Below are 19,022 nucleotides of genomic sequence, written 5' to 3' on the forward strand. Positions count from 1 at the left end.
TCTGGGGTGGGGTGCCGGGGCTGGCTCACCAGCGCACGGGGAGCCGGGCCGGTGCGCGCAGCGGAGTGGACTCGTCCCAGGGGACGGTCTCCGCCGGGACGGCCAGTTCGATGCCGGGCAGTCGTTCCAGCAGCACCTGGATGGCGATGGTGAGCTGCATACGGGTCAGGTGCCCGCCCGTGCAGGCGTGCGGTCCGTGCCCGAACGCGACGTGCGCGTTGGGGGTCCGGGTCAGCAGGAGGCGGTCGGGCTCGGCGAACGCCTCCGGGTCGCGGTTGGCGGACGCCGGCACGGGGACGACCGCGTCACCGGCGCTGATCCGCTGCCCGTGCAGGGTGAAGTCCTCGGTCGCGACAAGGATGTTGATGGCGTTCATCAGCGGGACGTACCGCAGCAGTTCCTCCACCGCCGTCCCGGTCTTCTCGGGCGCCTCGCGCAGTTCTTTGAGCTGCTCGGGGTGGGTGAGCAGCGCGAGCAGGGCGTTGCCCGTGTGCTGGATGTTGGTCTTGTAGCCGGCCATGAGCATGGTGACCACGAAGCTGACGACGTCGTCCCGGGTGATCTCGCTGCCCGGCCGGCGCGCCTCGGCCAGCAGCAGCCGGATATAGTCCTCGCCCCCGCCGTCCCGTTCCTTGCGGGCGATGAGTTCGCCGGCGTAGTCCTGGAGGGCGTAGAGGGCGGCGAGCACCTCCTCCATGGACAGCCCGGACGCGCCGAGGAGCGCCAGGGTGTGCGGCAGGTAGACGTCGCGGTCCTCGTACGGCAGGCCGACGGTCTCGCACAGCACCCGCAGCGGCAACGGCTCGGCGTAGGAAGCGACGAGGTCCGCCGTACCGCCGTCCGCCCCGGCGGCCATCGTGTCGACGAGCTCCCCGGCCATCGCCCGGATGCGGGGCTCCATGAACGCCAGCTGCCGCCGCCCGAACATCGGCAGGACGGTACGGCGCACGCGCTCGTGGTGTGCGCCGGTCATCTCCAGGAAGGTCGGCAGGCACGGCGGCGGGGCGTCGGCCCCTTCGCGGGGCGGCCAGGCCGACAGCAGCGGCCGTACGAGCCGGGGGTCGGCGAACGCGGCGCGCACGTCCTCGTAGCGGCTGAGGAGCCAGCCGGTCTCGCCATTGGGAAGCCGCGCCTTGACGACAGGTGCCTCGGAACGCAGGCGGGCGTAGGCACACGGCGGCCCCGCGGTGCCGGGCTCGACCTCCGGCACCGGAATGAGGGCTTCGGGGAGGCTCATCCGGTGGGCTCCGTTCCCGTCGTGGCGGTGCGCGGCGCTGCCTGGTCCGGCGCGGGGCGCGCGATGTAGCCGGAGGTGAAGAAGTACTCCAGGTACCGGTCCAGCAGCGTGGAGTCGACCGGCGGGCAGTGCAGCCCGCTGTCCGACAGCGCCTCCTCGGCGTTGCGCCGGCCCAGGACCGGGAAGGTGCCCTTGAGGTACATCTCCTTGACGGACATGTCGGCGTTGCGGCTGCGGTCCACGCACAGGGACACGAACGGCGCCGTGGCGCTCGTCGGGTTGGCGGCGACATGGCGGACCAGCTCGCCGACCCATTGGTCGTACGGCAGCGTGCGCAGGGCGAAGCCCGCGGCGCGCATCCGGTCCAGGACGTCCGTCAGCATCGCGGGGCGCGGGTTGGTGAGGTGGTAGACCCGGCCGTCGGCCGGGCGGTGCGTGGCGATGTGCACCAGGGACTCGGCGAGGTGGTCGACGGGCACGAAGTCCATCGGCAGCTCGATGTCGGGCGCCAGCCCCGTTTCGGCGATCGTCTTGAACAGCGAGCAGATGGCCGTCTCGGTGTTGCACGCGCCGTGCGTACGGTCCCCCGTCACCTCGTACGGCCGGTACACGGCCACCGGCAGGCCCTGCTCGGCGGCCCGCCGCAGCACGCCCTCGGCGACCCACTTGCTCTCCGCGTAGCCCATGGTCAGCCCGTCGGCGTGGGCCGGCGGCAGGTCCTCGGCCACCTCGCGCACCCCGGCGGTACCGAATCCGGCGACGACGGCGACGGTCGACACGAAGTGCACCGGCACCCGGCGGGGTGCCGCGATCCGGACGACCTCGCGGGTGCCGTCGACGTTCGCCGGGCGCAACTGCTCGTAGGGGTAGAGGAAGTTGACCCGGGCACCGTTGTGCACGACCAGGTCCAGGCACCGGGCCAGTTCGGCGGCATGACCGGCTTCGAGCCCCAGCCGGGGCTGGGTCAGGTCCCCGGGGAAACACACCACACGCTGCCAGTCGGCCTCGTCGAGACGCAGGCCGTAGCGGGCGAGCGCGGTGCGGATCCGCTGCCGGGCGTGCGTCGGGTTCGTCGCCCGTACCGGGCAGTGGACGCGGGCGGCCGTCGAGTGCAGCAGGCGGTGCAGCAGGAACGCGCCGACGAAGCCCGAAGCACCGGTGAGCAGTACGTCCTTCGGGTCGTGCGGGTGCGGGGTCGGGCCTTCGGCGGGCGGGAGGGCGAAGCCGAGTTCGGTCTCCCGCTCGAAGTCGACCCCGTCCGCCTGCTGCCGGCGGCCGCCGCGTGCCTCGCGTACGGCAGCGGTGAAGCTCTCCGGAGTGGGCGCGGCCAGCAGCGCCCTGATGAGGGACGAACCCAGGGCGGCGTCGAGGCCGAGCACGGCGAGGGTACGGGTGACGGCCTCCGAGGCGAGCAGGGAGTCCCCGCCGAGGAGGAAGAAGTCGTCCTGCGGCGCGGGCCGGACGCGCAGCACCCGCTGCCACACTTCGGTGACGACTGTGAGCAGCCCCTCGGCCTCCGGCTCGTCCGCGCCCTGCGCGGCCACCGCGGCGCCCTCGCCGGGCAGCTGCGCGGCGGCCGCGGACTTCAAACGGGTGCGGTCGACCTTGCCGCCGCTGGTCACCGGGAAGCGGTCCATGGGCACCAGCGTCGGGACGGCCTGCGGAGCCAGCCACTGGGCGCAGTAAGCGCGCAGGGCGGGCACCGGCAGGGGACGGCCGGGCGCGGCGGCCGTGACGTAGGCGGTCAGAGCATCCGCCTCGGCCTCGACGACCGCTTCGCCGACCTCCGGGTGGGCCCGTAACCGGGTCTCCACCTCGTCGAGCTCTATGCGCGCGCCGCGCACCTTGACCTGGCGGTCGAGCCGCCCGCGGTACTCCAGCAGCCCCTCGGCGTGCCGTACGACCCGGTCGCCGGTCCGGTACAGGAGCCCGCCCGGCTCCACCGCCGGCAGCGGCACGAACCGCTCGGCGGTCAGCTTCGGGTCGCCGAGGTAGCCCAGGGCCAGCCCGTCCCCGCCCACGTACAGCTCGCCTTCCTCGCCCGGCCCCGCGACCGAGCCGTCGGCCCGCAGGACGTGGCAGGTGGTGGCGCCGAAGGAGCGGCCCAAGGGGACGTGCGCGGCGTCTTCGGGGAGGGGGCTGAGCACATGGGCCGTGGAGACCACGGCGTTCTCGGTCGGCCCGTAGAAGTTGACCACCGTGGTGCCGGGGCAGGCCGCGAGGACGGCGTTGGCCAGGCGCGGGTCCATCGCCTCCCCGCCGGCGGAGACGAAGCGCAGCGGGGCCAGCGCCTCCGGCCGGGTCCGCGCGACGAGGTGGAAGACGCTCGTCGTCAGATAGGCCACGGTGACCCCGCCCGCACGGATCAGCCGCTCCAGAGCGGCGGGCGAGAGCAGCTCTTCCCGGTCGGCGATGACCAGGCAGGCGCCGGTGAGCAGCGCGCCCCAGATCTCGATCGTCGAGGCGTCGGAGGACAGGCCGTAGGCGTGCAGCACCCCGTCACCGGGCGCGGGCGCGGGGAGTTCGGGGTCGGACAGCACCAGGCGGACCACGCCGCGGTGGGATATCGCGACCGGCTTGGGGCGGCCGGTCGTACCGGAGGTGAACACCACGTAGGCGCAGTCGGAGGCGGAGCCGGTGCGCGGGGAGCTGGCGCGCGCGTCGGCGGAAGACGGCGGTCCGCCGGCGGGACGCCCGGGCTCGGCATCGAGGTCGAGGGGGTCGACCCCGACGGTCGCGCGCAGCCCGCGCACCCGGCGCGAGCTGCCAGGCAAGGTGACCGCTGCACGCAGCCCCGCGTCCTCGGCCATGGCCCGTAACCGCGCCGGCGGCAGGTCCTCGTCGAGCGGTACGTACGCACAGCCGGCCTTGAGGATGCCCACCAGCGCCACCAGTGCTTCCAGTGAGCGGCTGCCGCACACTCCGATCAGGTCGCCGGGCCGGGCCCCGAGGGCCGTCAGGCGTGCCGCCAACGCGTCGGCGTGCGCGTCGAGTTGCCCGTAGGTGACGGTGCGCTCCCCGTGCCGGGCCGCCGGGGCGTGCGGCGTCGCCGCGGCCCGTGCCTCGAACAGCTCGGGGATGCGGCTGTCCCGGGGGTAGCCGGGCGCGAGCGTGCCGGTGGGCCGGTGGGGGGAGCGCGGTAACAGGCATGACGAAACGTAGGTGTCGGTCATCAGGACTCTCTCGCTCGAACGACTTTCGTGTGGTGCGGCGGTGCGGGCGCGGGGGCGTTCAGTCCGTACGGACGGCCTCGCCGGCGCCCCCTTCGGCGAAGTCGGCCGCGAAGGCGGCGAAGTCGGCGCTGCGCCAGTGCTGCGGGCGCATGCGGAAGACGACGTCGTCCTTGAGCTGGTCCGCGGTCGCCGCCAGGTACCCGCGCGCCTCCTCGGCGTCCAGGTACCGCTGGGCCAGTGCCTCGCGCACGGCGGGATCCACCGGGTCCTCGACCGCGGTGACCGGCCCCTCGACGCTGACGAACCGGTACGGCCGCCCTTCGTCCTGCACGCAGAGGCTGAACCGCCCGGCGGCGCGCAGCAGCCGGGCCTTGATGGTCTCCCGCCCCGTCTCGACGACGACCTCGCCCCCGGGCTCGTAGCCGAACCAGACCGGCACGATCAGGGGCGCCCGGTCCCCGCCTCTGGAGTCGGTGACGCCCAGGACCCCGACGCGCGGTTCGGCGAGGAATCGCTCACGGTCGTGGCGCGGCATGGCGGGCAGCATGGCGGGCTCCTGTCTCGGTAACTGCGGCTGAGTGGTCCTGGCGCGGTGAAGCCACCACGACAGCAATCTTGAGAGCGAGGAGATCACTCCCCGACCAAAAGGCCGACAAACATACGCTTTAGACGGTTTTGCGAACCACGCTGTGGCCCTCATCACGGTCCACGCGACCTTCAGGACAGGGGAATTCCGGCCGCATGGCGCGATGGCTCATTACGGCCGGTTCTGCCGGAACTCCGAAGCCGGAATCCTCAGGAAACGCGCTCCAGCAGCCAGGCGTTCGGCTGCGTTCCCGGGACCAGGAACGCCCGGCAGCCACTGTTGTGGTACGTGTTCACCTGCCGCCAGCCCTGCGGCGGCAGCGTGGTGGCGCAGGCGTCGACCCGGGTGCCGACCGGCAGGCCGTCCAGCTGCTTGACGAGTTTGACGTTGGGGCTGGTGGACACTCCGCACGCACCGCTGTTGCCCCAGTTCACGTCGACCCAGCCGGGCGGGGTGGCCACGGAACCGCACAGCGTTCTGGTCTCGCCGGGCGCGGCGTGGGCCGGGGCCGCGGCTGCTGCCGCGAAGAGGCCGGCGCCCACGAGGACCGGCACGAGACGGCGAACCCGCCCCGCGCGTTCCGTGGACCCGTTGCGTCCCGTGTGCTCCATGTGTTCCACGTGACCCCCTGATCGCCCAAGTGATCGCCTGTGAGGAGTGATCGCCTGTGAGGAGCGTAGAGCCGAACATCGTTTTGCCGGTCGTCCGGCGATCATTTCAGGGCAAGCGGCGCACGGGCGTGTCGAGGGCGGGGCCGCCGGCCGGCGGTGACCACGCGATCACCCCCGCCCCTCCCGTGCGCCAAGGGGATCGGCCCTGACCAGGGCCGCTGCCGCGGCCAGGCACCAGCCGCTCTCGTACGCCTCGGCGAAGCGCTCGTCGCCGAGCGCGGCCCTGCTGCGGCCGCTCAGCGCGCGGACCTGCGGATCGGTACGGTCGTGTGCGCCGCGCAGACGCGCCGCCGCGCCGAGCAGGACGGCGGCGTCGCGGTGCCGCCCGTACAGCGCGGCGAGACCGGCCACCGCCACCGCCACCGTCGCCACGATCGGCAGGTCCCCGCTGTCGACCGCCGCCGCGTACGCCCGGCCCATCGCCTCTTCGGCGCCCGGCCCGTCGCCGAGTTCGAGACAGAGCGTGCCCCGCGCCGCGCCGACCAGCGCCTGCCCCTGGTCGCCGTCGAACATGACCTGTTCGGTCAGGCCGGCCTCGGCCGACTCGACCAGCTCGCGTGCCCGGGCCGGGTCACCGGCGTGCACCCACAGAGCCGCTTCCCGCGCGTCGAGCAGAATCGCCGTCTCGGGCGCCGCCGAGCGAAGCGCACGCTCCCGGGCCACGGCGATCATTTCGGCCGCCCGCGCGGTGTCACCGAGCCGCGCGTGCAGGTCGACCAGGCGCAGATCGACGAAGATCTCGTCGCCGGGGCTGAGCGACCCGAACTCGCGGGCCAGCCGTTTGGCCCGGTCCAGGTCGGCGAGCGCACCGTCGAGATCGCCGTCGTACTGCCGGATGAGCGCGCGCAGCGGCAGCGCCTTGGCCGGGCCCCAGCGGTCGCCCGCTCGGGCGAAGCACTCCAGCGCGGCGCGCACGTCGCTGCGGACCTGGTCGAGGTGGCCCTCGTTCTCGGCCTGCTGGGCCCGGAACATGCGGGCCATGCCGGCCAGCCACACATCGGGCCCGTCGATCAGCCGCTGGAGGACCGCCGGCGGCACCTCGGCCCTGGCCAGGGTGGCCAGCCCGCGCGGTCAGTACGCCGCGGAGGCCCGGCAGCTCCGGGTAACCCAGCAACCGGTCGGCCAGTGCCCGCAGTTCCGCGCGCCGCTCCCTGATCCAGTCGTTGACCAGCGAGCCCTGGGTGGCGGCGGTGTTGAGCGCCAGCAGCCCTTCGGCGATGTCGCGTTGCATGCCCGGCCGTTCGACCGGCAGCGCCACCGCCCGGCCGAGCCAGTAGGCCGCGTCGGGGTGCCGGCCGGGGGTTTGCCAGTACCAGGCCAGGTCCACCGCGAGGGCGGTCGCGCCGTCGGCGTCGCCGGTGTCGCAGAGATGACGCAGGGCGGCCAGCACGTTGTCGTACTCGGCGTGCAGCACCCGGAGCGCGTCGAGCTGCTCGGGGCCGCGGAGCAGCGCGTCGTGGCGGGCGACCAGTCCGGCGTGGTGGCGGGCGGCCAGGTCCCGCACGCCGGCCAGGGCGCCTTGCTCTGCCAGGCGCTCCAAGCCGTACTCGCGGAGGGTCTCCAGCATCCGGTACCGGCCGGTGTCCGGCGCGAGTTGGAGCAACGACCGGTCGACCAGGCCCGCGAGCAGCTCCGGGATCTCGGCGGCAGGCACCCCGGTGTCCGCGCAGACAGCGGCGGCCGAGGCCGGTGTGACGCCCCCGGGCAGGACCGAGACGCGCTCCGCGACCGTACGGGCGTCCGCACCGAGCAGGTCCCAGCTCCACGCGATGACCGCGCGCAGCGTGCGATGCCGGGGAAGGCGGTCCGGCTGCCGGTGGTGAGCAGGCGGAACCGGTCGGAAAGGCCGCTGGCCAGGTCGGCGAGCGCGAGCGTACGCAGGCGGGCCGCGGCCAGTTCGAGCGCGAGCGGCAGGCCGTCCAGGCTGCGTACGACGTGCAGCACCTCGGCGAGGTTGTGCTCGTCGACCTCGAAGCCGGGCCGTACGGCCGCCGCCCGCTCGCTGAACAGGCGTACCGACGCCGTACGGCAGGCCCGCCCGGCCTCCTCGTCCGGCCCCGGCAGGGCGAGCGGGCCGAGCGGGACCAGCGCTTCGCCGTCGACCGCCAGCGGCTCCCGGCTCGTGGCCAGCACCCGCAGCGCGGCGCAGCGGGACAACAGCGCCGCGATCAGGTGCGCCACAGCGTCGATCACGTGCTCGCAGTTGTCCACCAGCAGCAGGCTCTCCCGGCCGTCCAGCCGGTCCGCCAGCACGTCCAGCTCGCCGACCGGGTCGCCGCGCAGCCCGGCCGAGGTCTCGAACAGCGCCGAGCCGCGCAGCCCGATCGTGGCCGGCAGCGCCGCGCCGAACTTGGCGGGCTCGGTGACCGGGGCGAGGTCGATCATCCACACGCCGTCGCGGTACGCGTGCCGGTGGCGGCGGGCGGCCTCGACCGCCAGGCGCGTCTTGCCGGCGCCGCCGGGACCGAGCACCGTCACCAGGCGCCCGGAGCCGAGCAGCGTGCCGATCCGGGCGAGGTCGTCGTCGCGGCCGACGAAACTGGTCAGCGGCGCGGGCAGGTTGCTCCGTCCGGCCTGCGCGGTGTCGGTGGCGGGCCGCTCGGCGCGCAGCAGGCGCAGGTGGCGTTCGCGCAGGGCGGCGCCGGGGTCGGCGCCGAGGACGTCGGCCAGGGTTTCGCGAACCCGTTCGTACAGGGCGAGGGCGTCGGCCTGGCGCCCTTGGGCGGCGAGCGCGTCCACGAGCAACGCGGCGGCGCGCTCGTGGGCGGGGTGCTCGGCAAGCAGTGCGGTCAGCCGGGCGGCGGCCGCCTCGGCCCGGCCCAGCGCCAGTTCGGCGTCGGCCAGGCCCGCGACGGCCTCGGCCGACGCGTGGGCCAGCCGGGTCGCGACGGCGGGCGCCACCGCGGCGACGACCGTGGGTTCGGCGCCGGGACGGTCGCCCCACAGCGCCACGGCCTCGCCGAGCGCGGCCGCCGCGGCCTGCGGGGCGCCGGCCCGCAGGTGGTCACGGCCTTCGGCGGCGAGCCGCTCGAACCGCAGCGCGTCCACGTCGGCCGCGTCAACGGCCAGCCGGTAGCCGCCCGCGAGCTGCGCGACGTCGCCGGCCGAGCCGAGGGCGCGGCGCAACCGCGAGACGAGGGCCTGGAGGGCGTGGGCGGGGCCGGCCGGCGGGGCCTCGGCCCAGATCGCGTCGATCAGGCCGCTCTGCTCGACCGCGTGCCCGCCGGCGAGGGCCAGCCGTACGGCCAGAGCCCGCAACCGGGCACCCGGTACGGGCAGGGCGGTGTCACCATGAGACACCCGAAAGGCGCCGAGCAGCGTGACACGAAGCCGTACACCCCCGTCCATCGTCCGATCGTCGCACGCACACGGACGGGCCCTCACCACAGGGCCCTCGCATCGGGGCCGTGCCCGTGCGACCTCGTGCGACCTCGTGTGAGCGCGGTGTGCGCCCGGTGTGAGCGGCCCGCAGCAATCTGGGCGCGTTGCCGAGAACCGGCTGCGGAAAGGAAGTTGTCGTGCATGACGTGGTGATCGTGGGCGCCGGGCCGGTCGGTCTGTTCCTCGCCTGCGAACTCGGCCTGGCAGGCTGCTCTGTCCTGGTGCTTGAGCGGGAGCCGGCACCCGGCTCCCCGTGGCGGGCGGACCCGCTCGGGATGCGGGGCTTGCCCGCCGGGTCGGTCGAGGCGTTCTACCGCCGCGGGATGCTGGACCCGCTGCTGACGGCGTCGGGCGTCCACGACGCTCCCGGCCCGTACCCCGAAGCGGACGAGCCGCGGCCTCCTCGCGGCGTGGGCCACTTGGCCGGCATGGTGCTCGATCCGGCCAAAGTCGATCTCGCCGCCCTGCCGTTCCGCCTTCCCAACCCGGCGATGGACGGCATGCTCACGAGCCTCGAAGCGATCGAAACGGTGCTGTCCGAGCGGGCGTCCAAACTGGGCGTGGAGATCAGGCGCGGCGTTACGGTCTCAGCCCTCACGCAGGGCGACGAGAGCGTGGTCGCCCACGCCGGCGGGCACGCGTACGCGGCGCGCTGGCTGGTCGGCTGCGATGGCGGACGCAGCGCGGTCCGCGGCCTCGCGGGCTTCGAATTCACCGGCAGCGAGCCGCTGTTCACCGGTTACGTCATGCTCGCCACCGTCGCCGGCCCCGACGAGTGGAGCCCCGGGATCAACCTGACGCCGACAGGCATGTACCTCCGGATGCCCGCCGAGGGGCACATCGGGATGATGGACTTCGACGGCGGCGCGTTCGACCGCTCGCGGCAGCCGACCCGCGACCACCTCCAGGCGGTGCTGCGCCGCGTGTCCGGCACCGGAGTGACGCTGAGCGACGTCCACCGCGTGTCGAGCTTCACCGACCGGGCGATGCAGGCGACGACCTACCGGCTCGGGCGGGTCCTGCTCGCAGGCGACGCCGCCCACATCCACTCGCCCCTCGGCGGACAGGGACTCAACCTCGGCATCGGCGACGCCGTGAACCTGGGGTGGAAACTGGCGGCAACCGTACAGGGGTACGCGCCGGACGGCCTGGTCGACACCTACACCCGCGAGCGGCATCCGGTCGGCGCGTGGGTGCTCGACTGGACACGTGCCCAGGCGGCGGTGATGCGGCCGGACCCGCACGGCCAAGCGGTCCAGGCACTGATCCGCGACCTGCTCGGCACCCGTGACGGAACGACCCACGTGTACGAGAAGGTGTCGGGCACGTCGATCCGCTGCGACCTGGGCGGCGAGCACCCGCTGACCGGCCGCAACGCCCCCGACTTCCGCCTCGGAGACGGCACCCGCCTCGGCGGGCTGTTGCAGGACGGGCGAGCCGTCGCGCTCGATTTCAGCACCGACCGCCGACTGCGTGAACCGGCGGCGTCCCGCCTCAGCCGCCTGCGTTACGCGGCCGGGACGGCGAAGAACGACCTCGGACTGGGCGCCGTGCTCGTCCGGCCGGACGGCATCGTTGCCTGGGCAGATGACCGCGACTTCGACCGGACGGCGTTCGATCGGGCCGCCGACCAGTGGCTCGGCGGCCCGAAAACCTGAGCCGCCACTCCGTTACGCAGGGGACCGTCCCCTTTCCCAACCCAGCCCCGCATGTCAAGGAGCACACATGACGATCACCCTCCGCCCGGGAACCACGGTGATGTTCACCGGCGACTCGATCACCGACTGCCGGCGGCTGGACAGCGAGGACGGCCTCGGTTTCGGCTACCCGCTGCGCATCGCGGGGGAGTGGGGCCTCAGGCACCCGGACCGGCCCGTGATCTGGCTGAACTCCGGGACCGGCGGCCACAAGGTGAGGGACCTCGAACCCCGGTGGCAGGCGGATGTGCTCGACGCGCGCCCGGACGTGGTGTCGATCCTCGTCGGGGTCAACGACATGGGCTGGCACACATTGGACCCGGAAGGGCGCGTGATCCCCGTGGAGGAATTCCAGGCGGGCTACGACCGCCTGCTCGCGCCCCTCGCCGAGGCGGGCACGGAGCTGATCCTCATCGAGCCGTTCCTCCTGCCGATCCACGGCGTCGTCGAAGCCGGTGACGTGCGCGTCGGAGAGGAAGAGCGGAAGGAATGGCGCGCCGACCTGGGCCCGAAGATCCAGGCCGTACGCGAACTCGCCGGCACGTACGGTGCCCAACTGCTCGCCGCCGACCGGATGTTCGCCGAACTCGCCGCGACAACCGCACCGGAACACTGGGCCGAGGACGGCGTACACCCGACGCCGGCCGGCCATGCCGCACTCGCGGCTGCCTGGCTGCGCCTGGTCGAGTGACCGTATCGCTGCGGGCGGGGTTTACGGGTGAGGAGGACGCACCCCAACGGCGCACGGGATCGCCGGAGGGCGAGCGCGGGGGCTGACGTCCCCGCGAACAGCACGTCGGCCGCGACCACACCGAACCGCTCCGAAGCCCTGGCGTACCCGTCGGCCATCATCGCGGCGCCACCCTCGGCCCACAGCGAGTCCAGGATCACCGCGACACATCCGGCATCGGCTGCTACCCCTGTTCCGTGATACCGGCCAATGCGCGTGCGTAAGAGGCTGCGCCAACCCCGGTTCACCCTGGGCCCTTGGCCCGCCCGCGCCCCCAAGGGATCGGGCCGGCCCCTGGAGGTAGCCGTGATCCAATCGTCGAACCGGGTGTTGGTCTCCTGTCTGCGCGAGCATGTCGGGCAGACCTGTCGATCGCGGGGTGGGTGGACACGCTGCGGCGGCAGCGCGCCATGCAGTTCGTGCTGGTACGGGACCACACCGGAACGGTGCAGGTGACCCACCGGCGCGGCGGCGTCCACGACCGGGTCGAAGCCGAACTGGAGCGCCTTCGGTTCAGCGCCACGCTCCCGACAGGCGCCGGGTGACGGCCGCGCTGAGTGTGCGCACGCCCCGCGTCGAGCCCGGGTTGATGCCCGTGAGGTCCCGTACCCGGCGGAGGCGGTAGTCCAGGGTGCGGGTGTGGACGTTGAGGGCGGTCGCCGTGGCGCCGCGGTGCATGTCGTGGCGGTAGTACGCGTCGAGGGTGACGAGCAGGTCAGGCCCGGAGTCCAGACGTCGGGCCACGTCGCGCAGCCATGCGTCGACGCACGGCACGTCCGCGGCGGCGAGTTCGACGAACACGTCGGCCAAGGTGTGCGGCCGGAGCCGGGCGGACGCCGGGCGCAGCGGGGCCGCCCGGCTGATGCGTCGGGCCCGGGCGAGGGCGTCGGCCAGTTCGGGCGGCGGTGCGGTGGCGGTGCCGACGGCGCAGGGCCGGCCGATGGCCCGGGCGAAGTCCCGTACGAGTTCGGGCAGGTGGCCGGGGGCGAGCTCGGGCAAGAGGTCGGGCGTGGCGTGCGCAGGTACGGATTCCGCCCCCGCCGTACCGGAAATCAGGGGAACCAGGGCGATCAGCTCACCACTCCCGTCTCCGCCCTCCGGCCCCCACATAACCGGCACCTGATGGCTTTTCACCAACGTCTCGATCTCGCTGTCCAGGAACCGATCAGCGGCGGGACGGACCGGCATCCGGAATACCGTCACCACCCAGCACTCCGCCAATTCGATCTCGACGGCCGAGGCGAGTTCCACCGATAGCGGATCTCCGTTCAGCAGCGACCGGGTCAACAGGGCGACCTGCTCGGCATAGCGCAGCCGGCGGCGCAGTACCCGTACGAATCCCTGACAGTAGGCGCCAATGCCCCGTTCTCCTTGCGGGGCGAACCATTGCACCATGCGCATGAGTTCCTCGACACCGCCACCGCGCTGGGCATCGGTCGCCTCGTTGATCTCGCGCAGCATGAGCGCGGTGTGTAGCCGCAGGACCCGCTGCCGTGCGTCGAGCGACATGCCCGCCCCGGCCCGCAGTTCCCCCATCGAGGCGATGTGGCCGAGGTCGTCGCCGGTCAACGGGCTGCTGTCCGGCGAGAGTTCGATGGTCCGGCGCCGGAGCCACAGTGCGTGCTCCAGCGTCTCGGCCCGCGCCCGGGCGTCCTTGTCCAGGAAGCCGAACTCCGGGATCTCGCGCGTGTACGCCTCGACCTCCCGGCGGGCGTTGGCCGACGCCTGCCGGGCCAGTTCGACGAACAGGCTTCCCACGGGCGCGAGCATGCCATTGCGGCCGAACCGGCCGACAGGCGGTATCCGGACGGCGTTCATCACTGCGCACAAATCGGCGGTACGCAGAGCGGCCAGGCTTTTGTCACAGTGCGCAAAGTTCCCGAAGCGAGGCGTTCTCGTCACCTCTTCCGCTTGTGGAGGAGCCGTGAAACGGCCTTAATGAGGACCACGTACACGCCCGTGGGGGGCACCGCGGCAGTCATTCCGGGCGCGATTTCGGCAGGTCCGCGGTCATCGGTACGGGCGGCGTACGCAAATTCTCAGCCAGGCGCCGCACGATGGCGCTCGCCCAAATGGGAGGGATGCTCCGATGAAAGCTGGCACGAGAAAGAGAACCATGGCGGCGGTTGCGGTCATGGTCACGTCGGCGGCGCTCGTGCTCGGCACGCCGGGTACGGGTTCGGCCGCGCCCGCCGCCCCCAGCCTGCGGGCGTTCGGGATTAGCGGCGACGGCACCCTGATGGCCATGTTCACGACCGACCGGCCCAACGTCCTCGACTGGGTCAGGGTCGTCACCGGCCTCAGCGGCGACACGGGCCTGATCGGGATCGACTTCCGAGTGCAGAACGGCCTGCTGTACGGCGTCGGCAACCAGGGCGGCATCTACACGATCAAGACCCCGCCGGCCACCCCGGAAGTCGAGGTCACCAAGGTCTCCCAGCTCCAGTACGCGCTGCACGGCACGACATTCGGCGTCGACTTCAACCCGGCCGCCGACCGGCTCCGCGTCATCAGCGACACCGGCCAGAACCTGCGGCACAACCTCAACGACCACACGACCACTCAGGACCAGAACCTCAACACCCCGCCGATCGAGGGCACGACCAAGGGCGTCACCGCCGCCGCATACACGAACAACGACCTCAACGCGGCCACCGGGACCACCCTGGTCGACATCAACACGACCAGCGACCAGGCCGTCCTCCAGTCCCCGGCCAACAGCGGCACACTCGTGCCGACCGGCAACCTCGGCATCAACGCCGGCCTCAACGCCGGACTGGACATCTACAGCACCCTGTCCAACGGCAAGACGGTCGACAACGCCGCCTTCGCCTCCCTCACCCCGAACGGCGCCAGCACCCCGTCCCTCTACAGCATCAACGTCTTCACCGGCCAGGCCACCCCCATCGCCCAGTTCCCCTTGAACATCACCGACCTGGCCATCACCCTCACCGGCACCTGACCCGTCACCCGTGCCCGCGCCGCGTCCCAACCACCACCGGGCCGCGGCGCGCCACCGCTACGGGCCCGTGCCACTGGGATACGTTCACGAGGTGTTGCGGCGGCGCCGGGCCTGCCACGCGGCTGCGCCGACCAAGGCAACGACGATGCCACCTCCGAGCAGCAGCCCCACGGACGGCCCGCCGCCTGAACCGCTGTCACTGCGAGAGCTGTCACTGCGAGGACTGTTACTGCGAGAACCGTTACCGCGAGGGACGTCGCTGCCGCTCGCGCGTTCGGAGCTGTCGGTCACGGCTTCGGCGCAGCCGCGCCGCGGATAGCCCGCGATGGCGCACAACAACCCCGAAGTTCCGTACCGCAGGGGAGGCGCGGCCTTGGCCAGCGCCTCCGCGGTGGTGGCTTCCGGCGGCAACTGCACGCAGTGCGTACGTACCGACGGGGGCCTCTCCCCGTCCGGGGCGTCCTGTGCCGTACCGAAGTCCAGGACCAAGGCAACCCGCTTGGTGCCCGACTTCGCCGGGGTGGAGGCGCACATCGCCTCGAAGTCGGCGGGGGCACGGGGGACGACGGATTCCTTCGTCTCTGCTCGGAAGACGGCGAAGCGCAGCCCTTCAACAGCGCCATCGGCAGGACGGTAGGTGCCCGGCCCCTCGGCTGTGGTGCGCCAACTGCCGTTGTCTCCGTGCCGTAGCGACCAGTAGCGGTAGTCGGCGGCGTGGGCGGGCGCTGCGGCGGTCAGCGCGAGGGCCCCTGCGGTGACTGTTGTGGCCAGGCTGTAAGTGACGGGTCTGACGCTGCGTTTCACGGTGCCTTTCGCCTGCCTGATGCGGAGAGCTGCGGACTGATGCGGATAGCTACGGAGAGATATGGAGGGCGACCGAGGGCTATGGAGGGCTACGGAGGGTTACGGAAAGAAGGTGCTTCCAGCGGAGCTCCTGGTGCTTGCTGGAACGGAGTGTACGTAACCGGCCGCCGCACACCGGTGACCCGATATCCCGCATCATGACTCTTGCGGCCGCGTCGCCGGCGGCCGGTGAAGAAGCATCGACCAGCTGACCGCCCTGACTGCCCTGACCGCCCCCGGATCAACCTCTTCACCGCTGCCTCCTGCGCTGGCTTCTGCGCTGTACTCTGCGTCACTGCACGGAATATCCGGCTTGTTCTGGAGGGGCAGCAGTGAAGAACACGGCCAGCACCGATCCCGCACCGCGGTCGCGGCCCGCATTCGTGGTCGCCGCGACGCACAGCAGCGCAGGCAAGACAACCGTTACGGCCATTCTGCTGCGCCTCTTGCGCGAACGCGGCCTGAAAGTGCAAGCGTTCAAGATCGGCCCTGACTTCATCGACCCCGGATATCACCGGGAAATCACCGGACGCCCCTCCATCAATCTGGACCTGTGGATGATGGGGGCCGAGGGAGTGCGCGGCTCGTTCAGTCGCTGGTCCGCGGGGGCGGATGTGTGCGTGATCGAGGCCATGGGCGGGCTGTACGACGGGGAGAACGGCACGGAGAAGGGGAGCGCGGCGCATATCGCCAAGCTCCTCGGACTTCCCGTCGTGGTCGTCATGGACGTATGGGGAATGACCCGCACCTCCGGAGCCGTGCTCGGCGGCCTGATGGCCTTCGACCCAGAGGTCCGGATCGCGGCCTGCGTCCTGAACCAGGTCGGCAGCCGCACCCACGCCGAGATGGTGCTCGCCGCGCTGCCGGGCCAGCTGCGCGAACTCGTGGCCGGCTGGGTCGAGCGCAGCGAGCATCTGCGTGTCGACGAGCGGCACCTCGGGCTGACCACGGTCGAAGAGAACCCGACCGCCGCCGCGGAACGCGCTGCCGCACAAATCGCTTCCGGCCGCACGGTGAATGTCGACCGGCTGCTGGCAACCACCCGCACCGCACTGCCCCACCCCGCTGCACCGCCCGACCCCGCCGCACTGCCTGACCCCACCGCCATGCCTGACCCTGGCGAAACATCCGCACTCCATTCGCCACGCGGAATCGGCCCCGGTGCGTCCCCCGTACGACTGGCGGTGGCCCGGGACGCCGCCTTCTGTTTCTACTACGAGGAGAACCTGCGCGCGTTGGAGGACGCCGGGTTCACGTTGGTGCCGTTCCGGCCCACCGTCGATTCCCAACTGCCGGACGGCGCCGACGCGGTCTACCTCGGCGGTGGCTACCCGGAGAGTTTCACCGCAGAGCTGGCTGCCAACCGTTCACTGGCGCACGAGCTGAGGACGCGCGCCGGTCACGGAATGCCGATCTACGCGGAGTGCGGCGGGATGATGTACCTCGCCCGGTCGCTGACCGGATTCGACGGAAAAGCCGCGACCATGACCGGTATCCTCCCGATCGACGTGGTGATGGACCGTCGGTACCTCGCCATCCACTACGTCGATGTGCGCACACAGACGCTGTCTCCGCTCGGCGAGGCGGGGCAGCGAGCCCGCGGTCAGGAGTTTCACCAGTCCCGTATCACCGCTGCCGAGATCGAACCGAACCTGTACGAGGTGACCACGAGCACGGGTGAACGCCGCCGTGCAGGCTTCCTGCTCGACAACGTAGCGGCCAGCTACATCCATCTCCATTTCAGCATGCACCCGGAAATCCCGCGCAACTTCCTGAGTGCTGCTCTGAGGTACTCGAAGAAGGTGCCCGTCGTATGAGATCGGAGACATCCTTGAAGCGGATTCCGCTGTTCCGTCGCCACCGGATCCGGTCGACCGTGGTGGCGGCCGTACTGGCAGGGCTGATTCCCCTGCTGCCGGGCCACGAACCCACGAGCGCCGCCGCAGCGAACGCATCCCCAGCACCCAAGTCCCTCAAGACCGCGACAATTCACTTCGCCCCGGAGGAAGGGAAGGTCGAGAACAACCGCGCCAAGATGGTCGAACTGGCCAACCAGGCAGCCGGCAAGGGCGCCAAGCTCATCGTGCTGCCGGAGATGGCCACGAGCGGCTACTCCTTCTTCAGCCGCGCGGAGATGTCAAAGGCCGCGGAGCAGGTCCCCGGAAAAACGACCGAAGCACTCGGCGCTGTCGCCGGACAGCATCACGCCTACATAGCGTTCGGCATGCCCGTCTACGAGCCGGAGACGAACCGGTACTACAACTCGGCCGTGCTCCTCGGCCCGGACGGCAAGGTCCGCGGCGTCTATCACAAGCGCAACCACCTGATCGAATCCTCGTACAACGCCTCCGGCTTCGAACCGATCCCGACCTTCGACACCGAATACGGCAGGATGGCGTTGGTCATCTGCTCCGACATGTTCAACTCCCAATTCCCCAGAGCGGCCGCGGTGCAGGGAGCGAACATCCTGATCGCGCCCGCCAACGTCGGGATCGACACCGACTTCGTTCGCGTCCGGACATTCGAGAACGACTTCTCCATGATTGTCGCGAACCGCTGGGGCAAGGGCACCAAGGGAACCAAGCCCGAGGTGTTCACGCAGAACACCTTCACCGTGCCGTCACCGTTCCCCTACGACTTCGATTACGGGTCGCGCAGCATCATCATGACCCATGACGGCAAGGTCCTCGCGGACGTGAGCGGCCAGTCCGATCAGATCGGCTACGGCGAGATTCCCGTGCGCGCGTCGCGGACCTTCCCGGTGGAGCGCAAACCCGCGATGTACTCCCTGATGGGCCAGGACACCCTGGAGCCGTACACGCAAAAGCAGTTCCACCAGCCTGACCCGACCACCTTCACCGCCGCCGCAGTCGACCCCGGCCCCAGCGCAACACCCTGGCAGGCAGCCCTCGATGCGGCGACCAAGGCCACATCCCAGGCCGAGTCATCCGGCAAGAAGCTGCGCCTGATCGTCTTTCCGGCCAACTACTTCCCCGGCTCCGACACGGCTGGCCTCGCGAAGCTCAAGTCGTTCGCGACGGGAAACGGGACCGACCTGCTCATCCACTACCCGGCCACCGGCACCGAGGTGCCAAAGAGCACCCTGATCGCCTCGACGGGGCAGTCGTACGACTACAACCGCACCCACCACAAGCGCGGCGAAACGCTCCCCAAGGGCCGGCTGTCGAACGACTACCTTGTCATCGACCGCGACTACGCCAGGCTCGCCCTCATGCAGGACGTCGACATGATGCCGCCCGAGACCGCCCAAGTCCTCGCCCACATGGGAGTCGACGTAGTCGCGATGAACACCGACTGGCGCGATCCGGTCCGCAGCGCCCTCTGGAAGAGCCGCACCGGCGACTACCTGCACATTGTCACAGCCAACAAGTCCGGCCCGGAGGGCGTCTACCTCGGCGGCTACAAGGCGGACCCCAGCTTCACTGAGAACGAGGGCATCGTCATCCGCGACATCACCACCGGCGACGTCCGCGCCAAGCCCTCGGCCCGCTTCTTCGACCCCACCACCATCCTCAAGCCGTGCCAGGAAGAAGCACACACCTGCTAGCCAGTACGCCCACCCCCACTACGAGAGATAAGGAACCCCGCCGGCTAGCTCCGGCGCGGCGGGGGTCCCCGTCCTCGATCTGCCTCCCCAGGGGCACGCCCATGATCACACTCGCCACACCGTAATCATCACTGCTCGGAACGGCTTCTGCCGACACGATCTCCACAGCTATCT

14 protein-coding genes are annotated in these 19,022 nt (G+C 71.5%); 6 read left to right on the forward strand and 8 right to left on the reverse strand.

Features of this window, described 5'->3' with window-relative positions; all coding sequences use genetic code 11:
* Positions 1 to 25 precede the first annotated feature (25 nt).
* The 6 genes from ACH4OW_RS26605 to ACH4OW_RS26630 all read right to left on the reverse strand — a co-directional run bounded on the left by ACH4OW_RS26605 (position 26) and on the right by ACH4OW_RS26630 (position 9,015).
* Positions 26 to 1,237 (reverse strand): cytochrome P450, encoded by a 1,212-nt coding sequence (locus tag ACH4OW_RS26605; RefSeq protein ID WP_398030338.1) that lies wholly within the window; start codon positions 1,235 to 1,237, stop codon positions 26 to 28.
* The gene (locus tag ACH4OW_RS26610) at positions 1,234 to 4,410 is read right to left on the reverse strand and encodes an amino acid adenylation domain-containing protein (protein ID WP_398030339.1); all 3,177 of its coding nucleotides are present in this window, start codon (positions 4,408 to 4,410) and stop codon (positions 1,234 to 1,236) included. Before ACH4OW_RS26610 ends, ACH4OW_RS26605 begins: the two co-directional genes overlap by 4 nt.
* A gap of 58 nt (positions 4,411 to 4,468) precedes the next feature.
* Positions 4,469 to 4,957, reverse strand: coding sequence for a pyridoxamine 5'-phosphate oxidase family protein (locus ACH4OW_RS26615; RefSeq protein ID WP_360129859.1), 489 nt, complete (start codon positions 4,955 to 4,957; stop codon positions 4,469 to 4,471).
* A gap of 248 nt (positions 4,958 to 5,205) precedes the next feature.
* Entirely contained in the window at positions 5,206 to 5,607 is a 402-nt protein-coding gene (locus tag ACH4OW_RS26620; RefSeq protein ID WP_360129862.1) for a hypothetical protein, read from the reverse strand.
* Positions 5,608 to 5,775: 168 nt separating this feature from the next.
* The gene (locus ACH4OW_RS26625) at positions 5,776 to 6,705 is read right to left on the reverse strand and encodes a hypothetical protein (RefSeq protein ID WP_398030340.1); all 930 of its coding nucleotides are present in this window, start codon (positions 6,703 to 6,705) and stop codon (positions 5,776 to 5,778) included.
* A 33-nt stretch (positions 6,706 to 6,738) separates the two neighbouring features.
* Positions 6,739 to 9,015 (reverse strand): BTAD domain-containing putative transcriptional regulator, encoded by a 2,277-nt coding sequence (locus ACH4OW_RS26630; RefSeq protein WP_398030341.1) that lies wholly within the window; start codon positions 9,013 to 9,015, stop codon positions 6,739 to 6,741.
* Between the two features lie 170 nt (positions 9,016 to 9,185).
* Here ACH4OW_RS26630 and ACH4OW_RS26635 point away from each other — a divergent pair, with 170 nt between their 5' ends.
* From ACH4OW_RS26635 to ACH4OW_RS26645, 3 genes are all read left to right on the forward strand, one after another.
* Positions 9,186 to 10,706: an FAD-dependent oxidoreductase gene (locus tag ACH4OW_RS26635; RefSeq protein WP_398030342.1), complete on the forward strand. Its 1,521-nt coding sequence runs from the start codon at positions 9,186 to 9,188 to the stop codon at positions 10,704 to 10,706.
* 67 nt (positions 10,707 to 10,773) lie between these two features.
* On the forward strand, positions 10,774 to 11,436 hold the full coding sequence (locus ACH4OW_RS26640; RefSeq protein ID WP_398030343.1) for a GDSL-type esterase/lipase family protein: 663 nt from the start codon (positions 10,774 to 10,776) through the stop codon (positions 11,434 to 11,436).
* Between the two features lie 422 nt (positions 11,437 to 11,858).
* Positions 11,859 to 12,020: a hypothetical protein gene (locus ACH4OW_RS26645; RefSeq protein WP_398030344.1), complete on the forward strand. Its 162-nt coding sequence runs from the start codon at positions 11,859 to 11,861 to the stop codon at positions 12,018 to 12,020.
* Here ACH4OW_RS26645 and ACH4OW_RS26650 read toward each other — a convergent pair.
* Positions 11,989 to 13,233, reverse strand: coding sequence for a helix-turn-helix domain-containing protein (locus tag ACH4OW_RS26650; protein WP_398030345.1), 1,245 nt, complete (start codon positions 13,231 to 13,233; stop codon positions 11,989 to 11,991). The genes ACH4OW_RS26645 and ACH4OW_RS26650 overlap by 32 nt on opposite strands.
* Before the next feature lie 358 nt (positions 13,234 to 13,591).
* On the opposite strand from ACH4OW_RS26650, the gene ACH4OW_RS26655 reads away from it, so the two are divergent.
* Positions 13,592 to 14,437 (forward strand): DUF4394 domain-containing protein, encoded by an 846-nt coding sequence (locus ACH4OW_RS26655; protein WP_398030346.1) that lies wholly within the window; start codon positions 13,592 to 13,594, stop codon positions 14,435 to 14,437.
* An 84-nt stretch (positions 14,438 to 14,521) separates the two neighbouring features.
* Here ACH4OW_RS26655 and ACH4OW_RS26660 read toward each other — a convergent pair whose 3' ends face one another.
* Complete coding sequence (locus ACH4OW_RS26660; RefSeq protein WP_398030347.1) at positions 14,522 to 15,241, reverse strand: SCO2322 family protein; 720 nt, start codon at positions 15,239 to 15,241, stop codon at positions 14,522 to 14,524.
* A 371-nt stretch (positions 15,242 to 15,612) separates the two neighbouring features.
* Here ACH4OW_RS26660 and ACH4OW_RS26665 point away from each other — a divergent pair, with 371 nt between their 5' ends.
* Both ACH4OW_RS26665 and ACH4OW_RS26670 read left to right on the forward strand, forming a co-directional pair.
* Positions 15,613 to 17,097 (forward strand): cobyrinate a,c-diamide synthase, encoded by a 1,485-nt coding sequence (locus ACH4OW_RS26665; protein WP_398030348.1) that lies wholly within the window; start codon positions 15,613 to 15,615, stop codon positions 17,095 to 17,097.
* Positions 17,094 to 18,848, forward strand: a complete 1,755-nt coding sequence (locus ACH4OW_RS26670) for a nitrilase-related carbon-nitrogen hydrolase (protein ID WP_398030349.1) — start codon at positions 17,094 to 17,096, stop codon at positions 18,846 to 18,848. Before ACH4OW_RS26665 ends, ACH4OW_RS26670 begins: the two co-directional genes overlap by 4 nt.
* Positions 18,849 to 19,022: the final 174 nt, after the last annotated feature.

It is taken from the genome of Streptomyces sp. NPDC017056, from assembly GCF_044332485.1.
GTDB lineage: Bacteria > Actinomycetota > Actinomycetes > Streptomycetales > Streptomycetaceae > Streptomyces.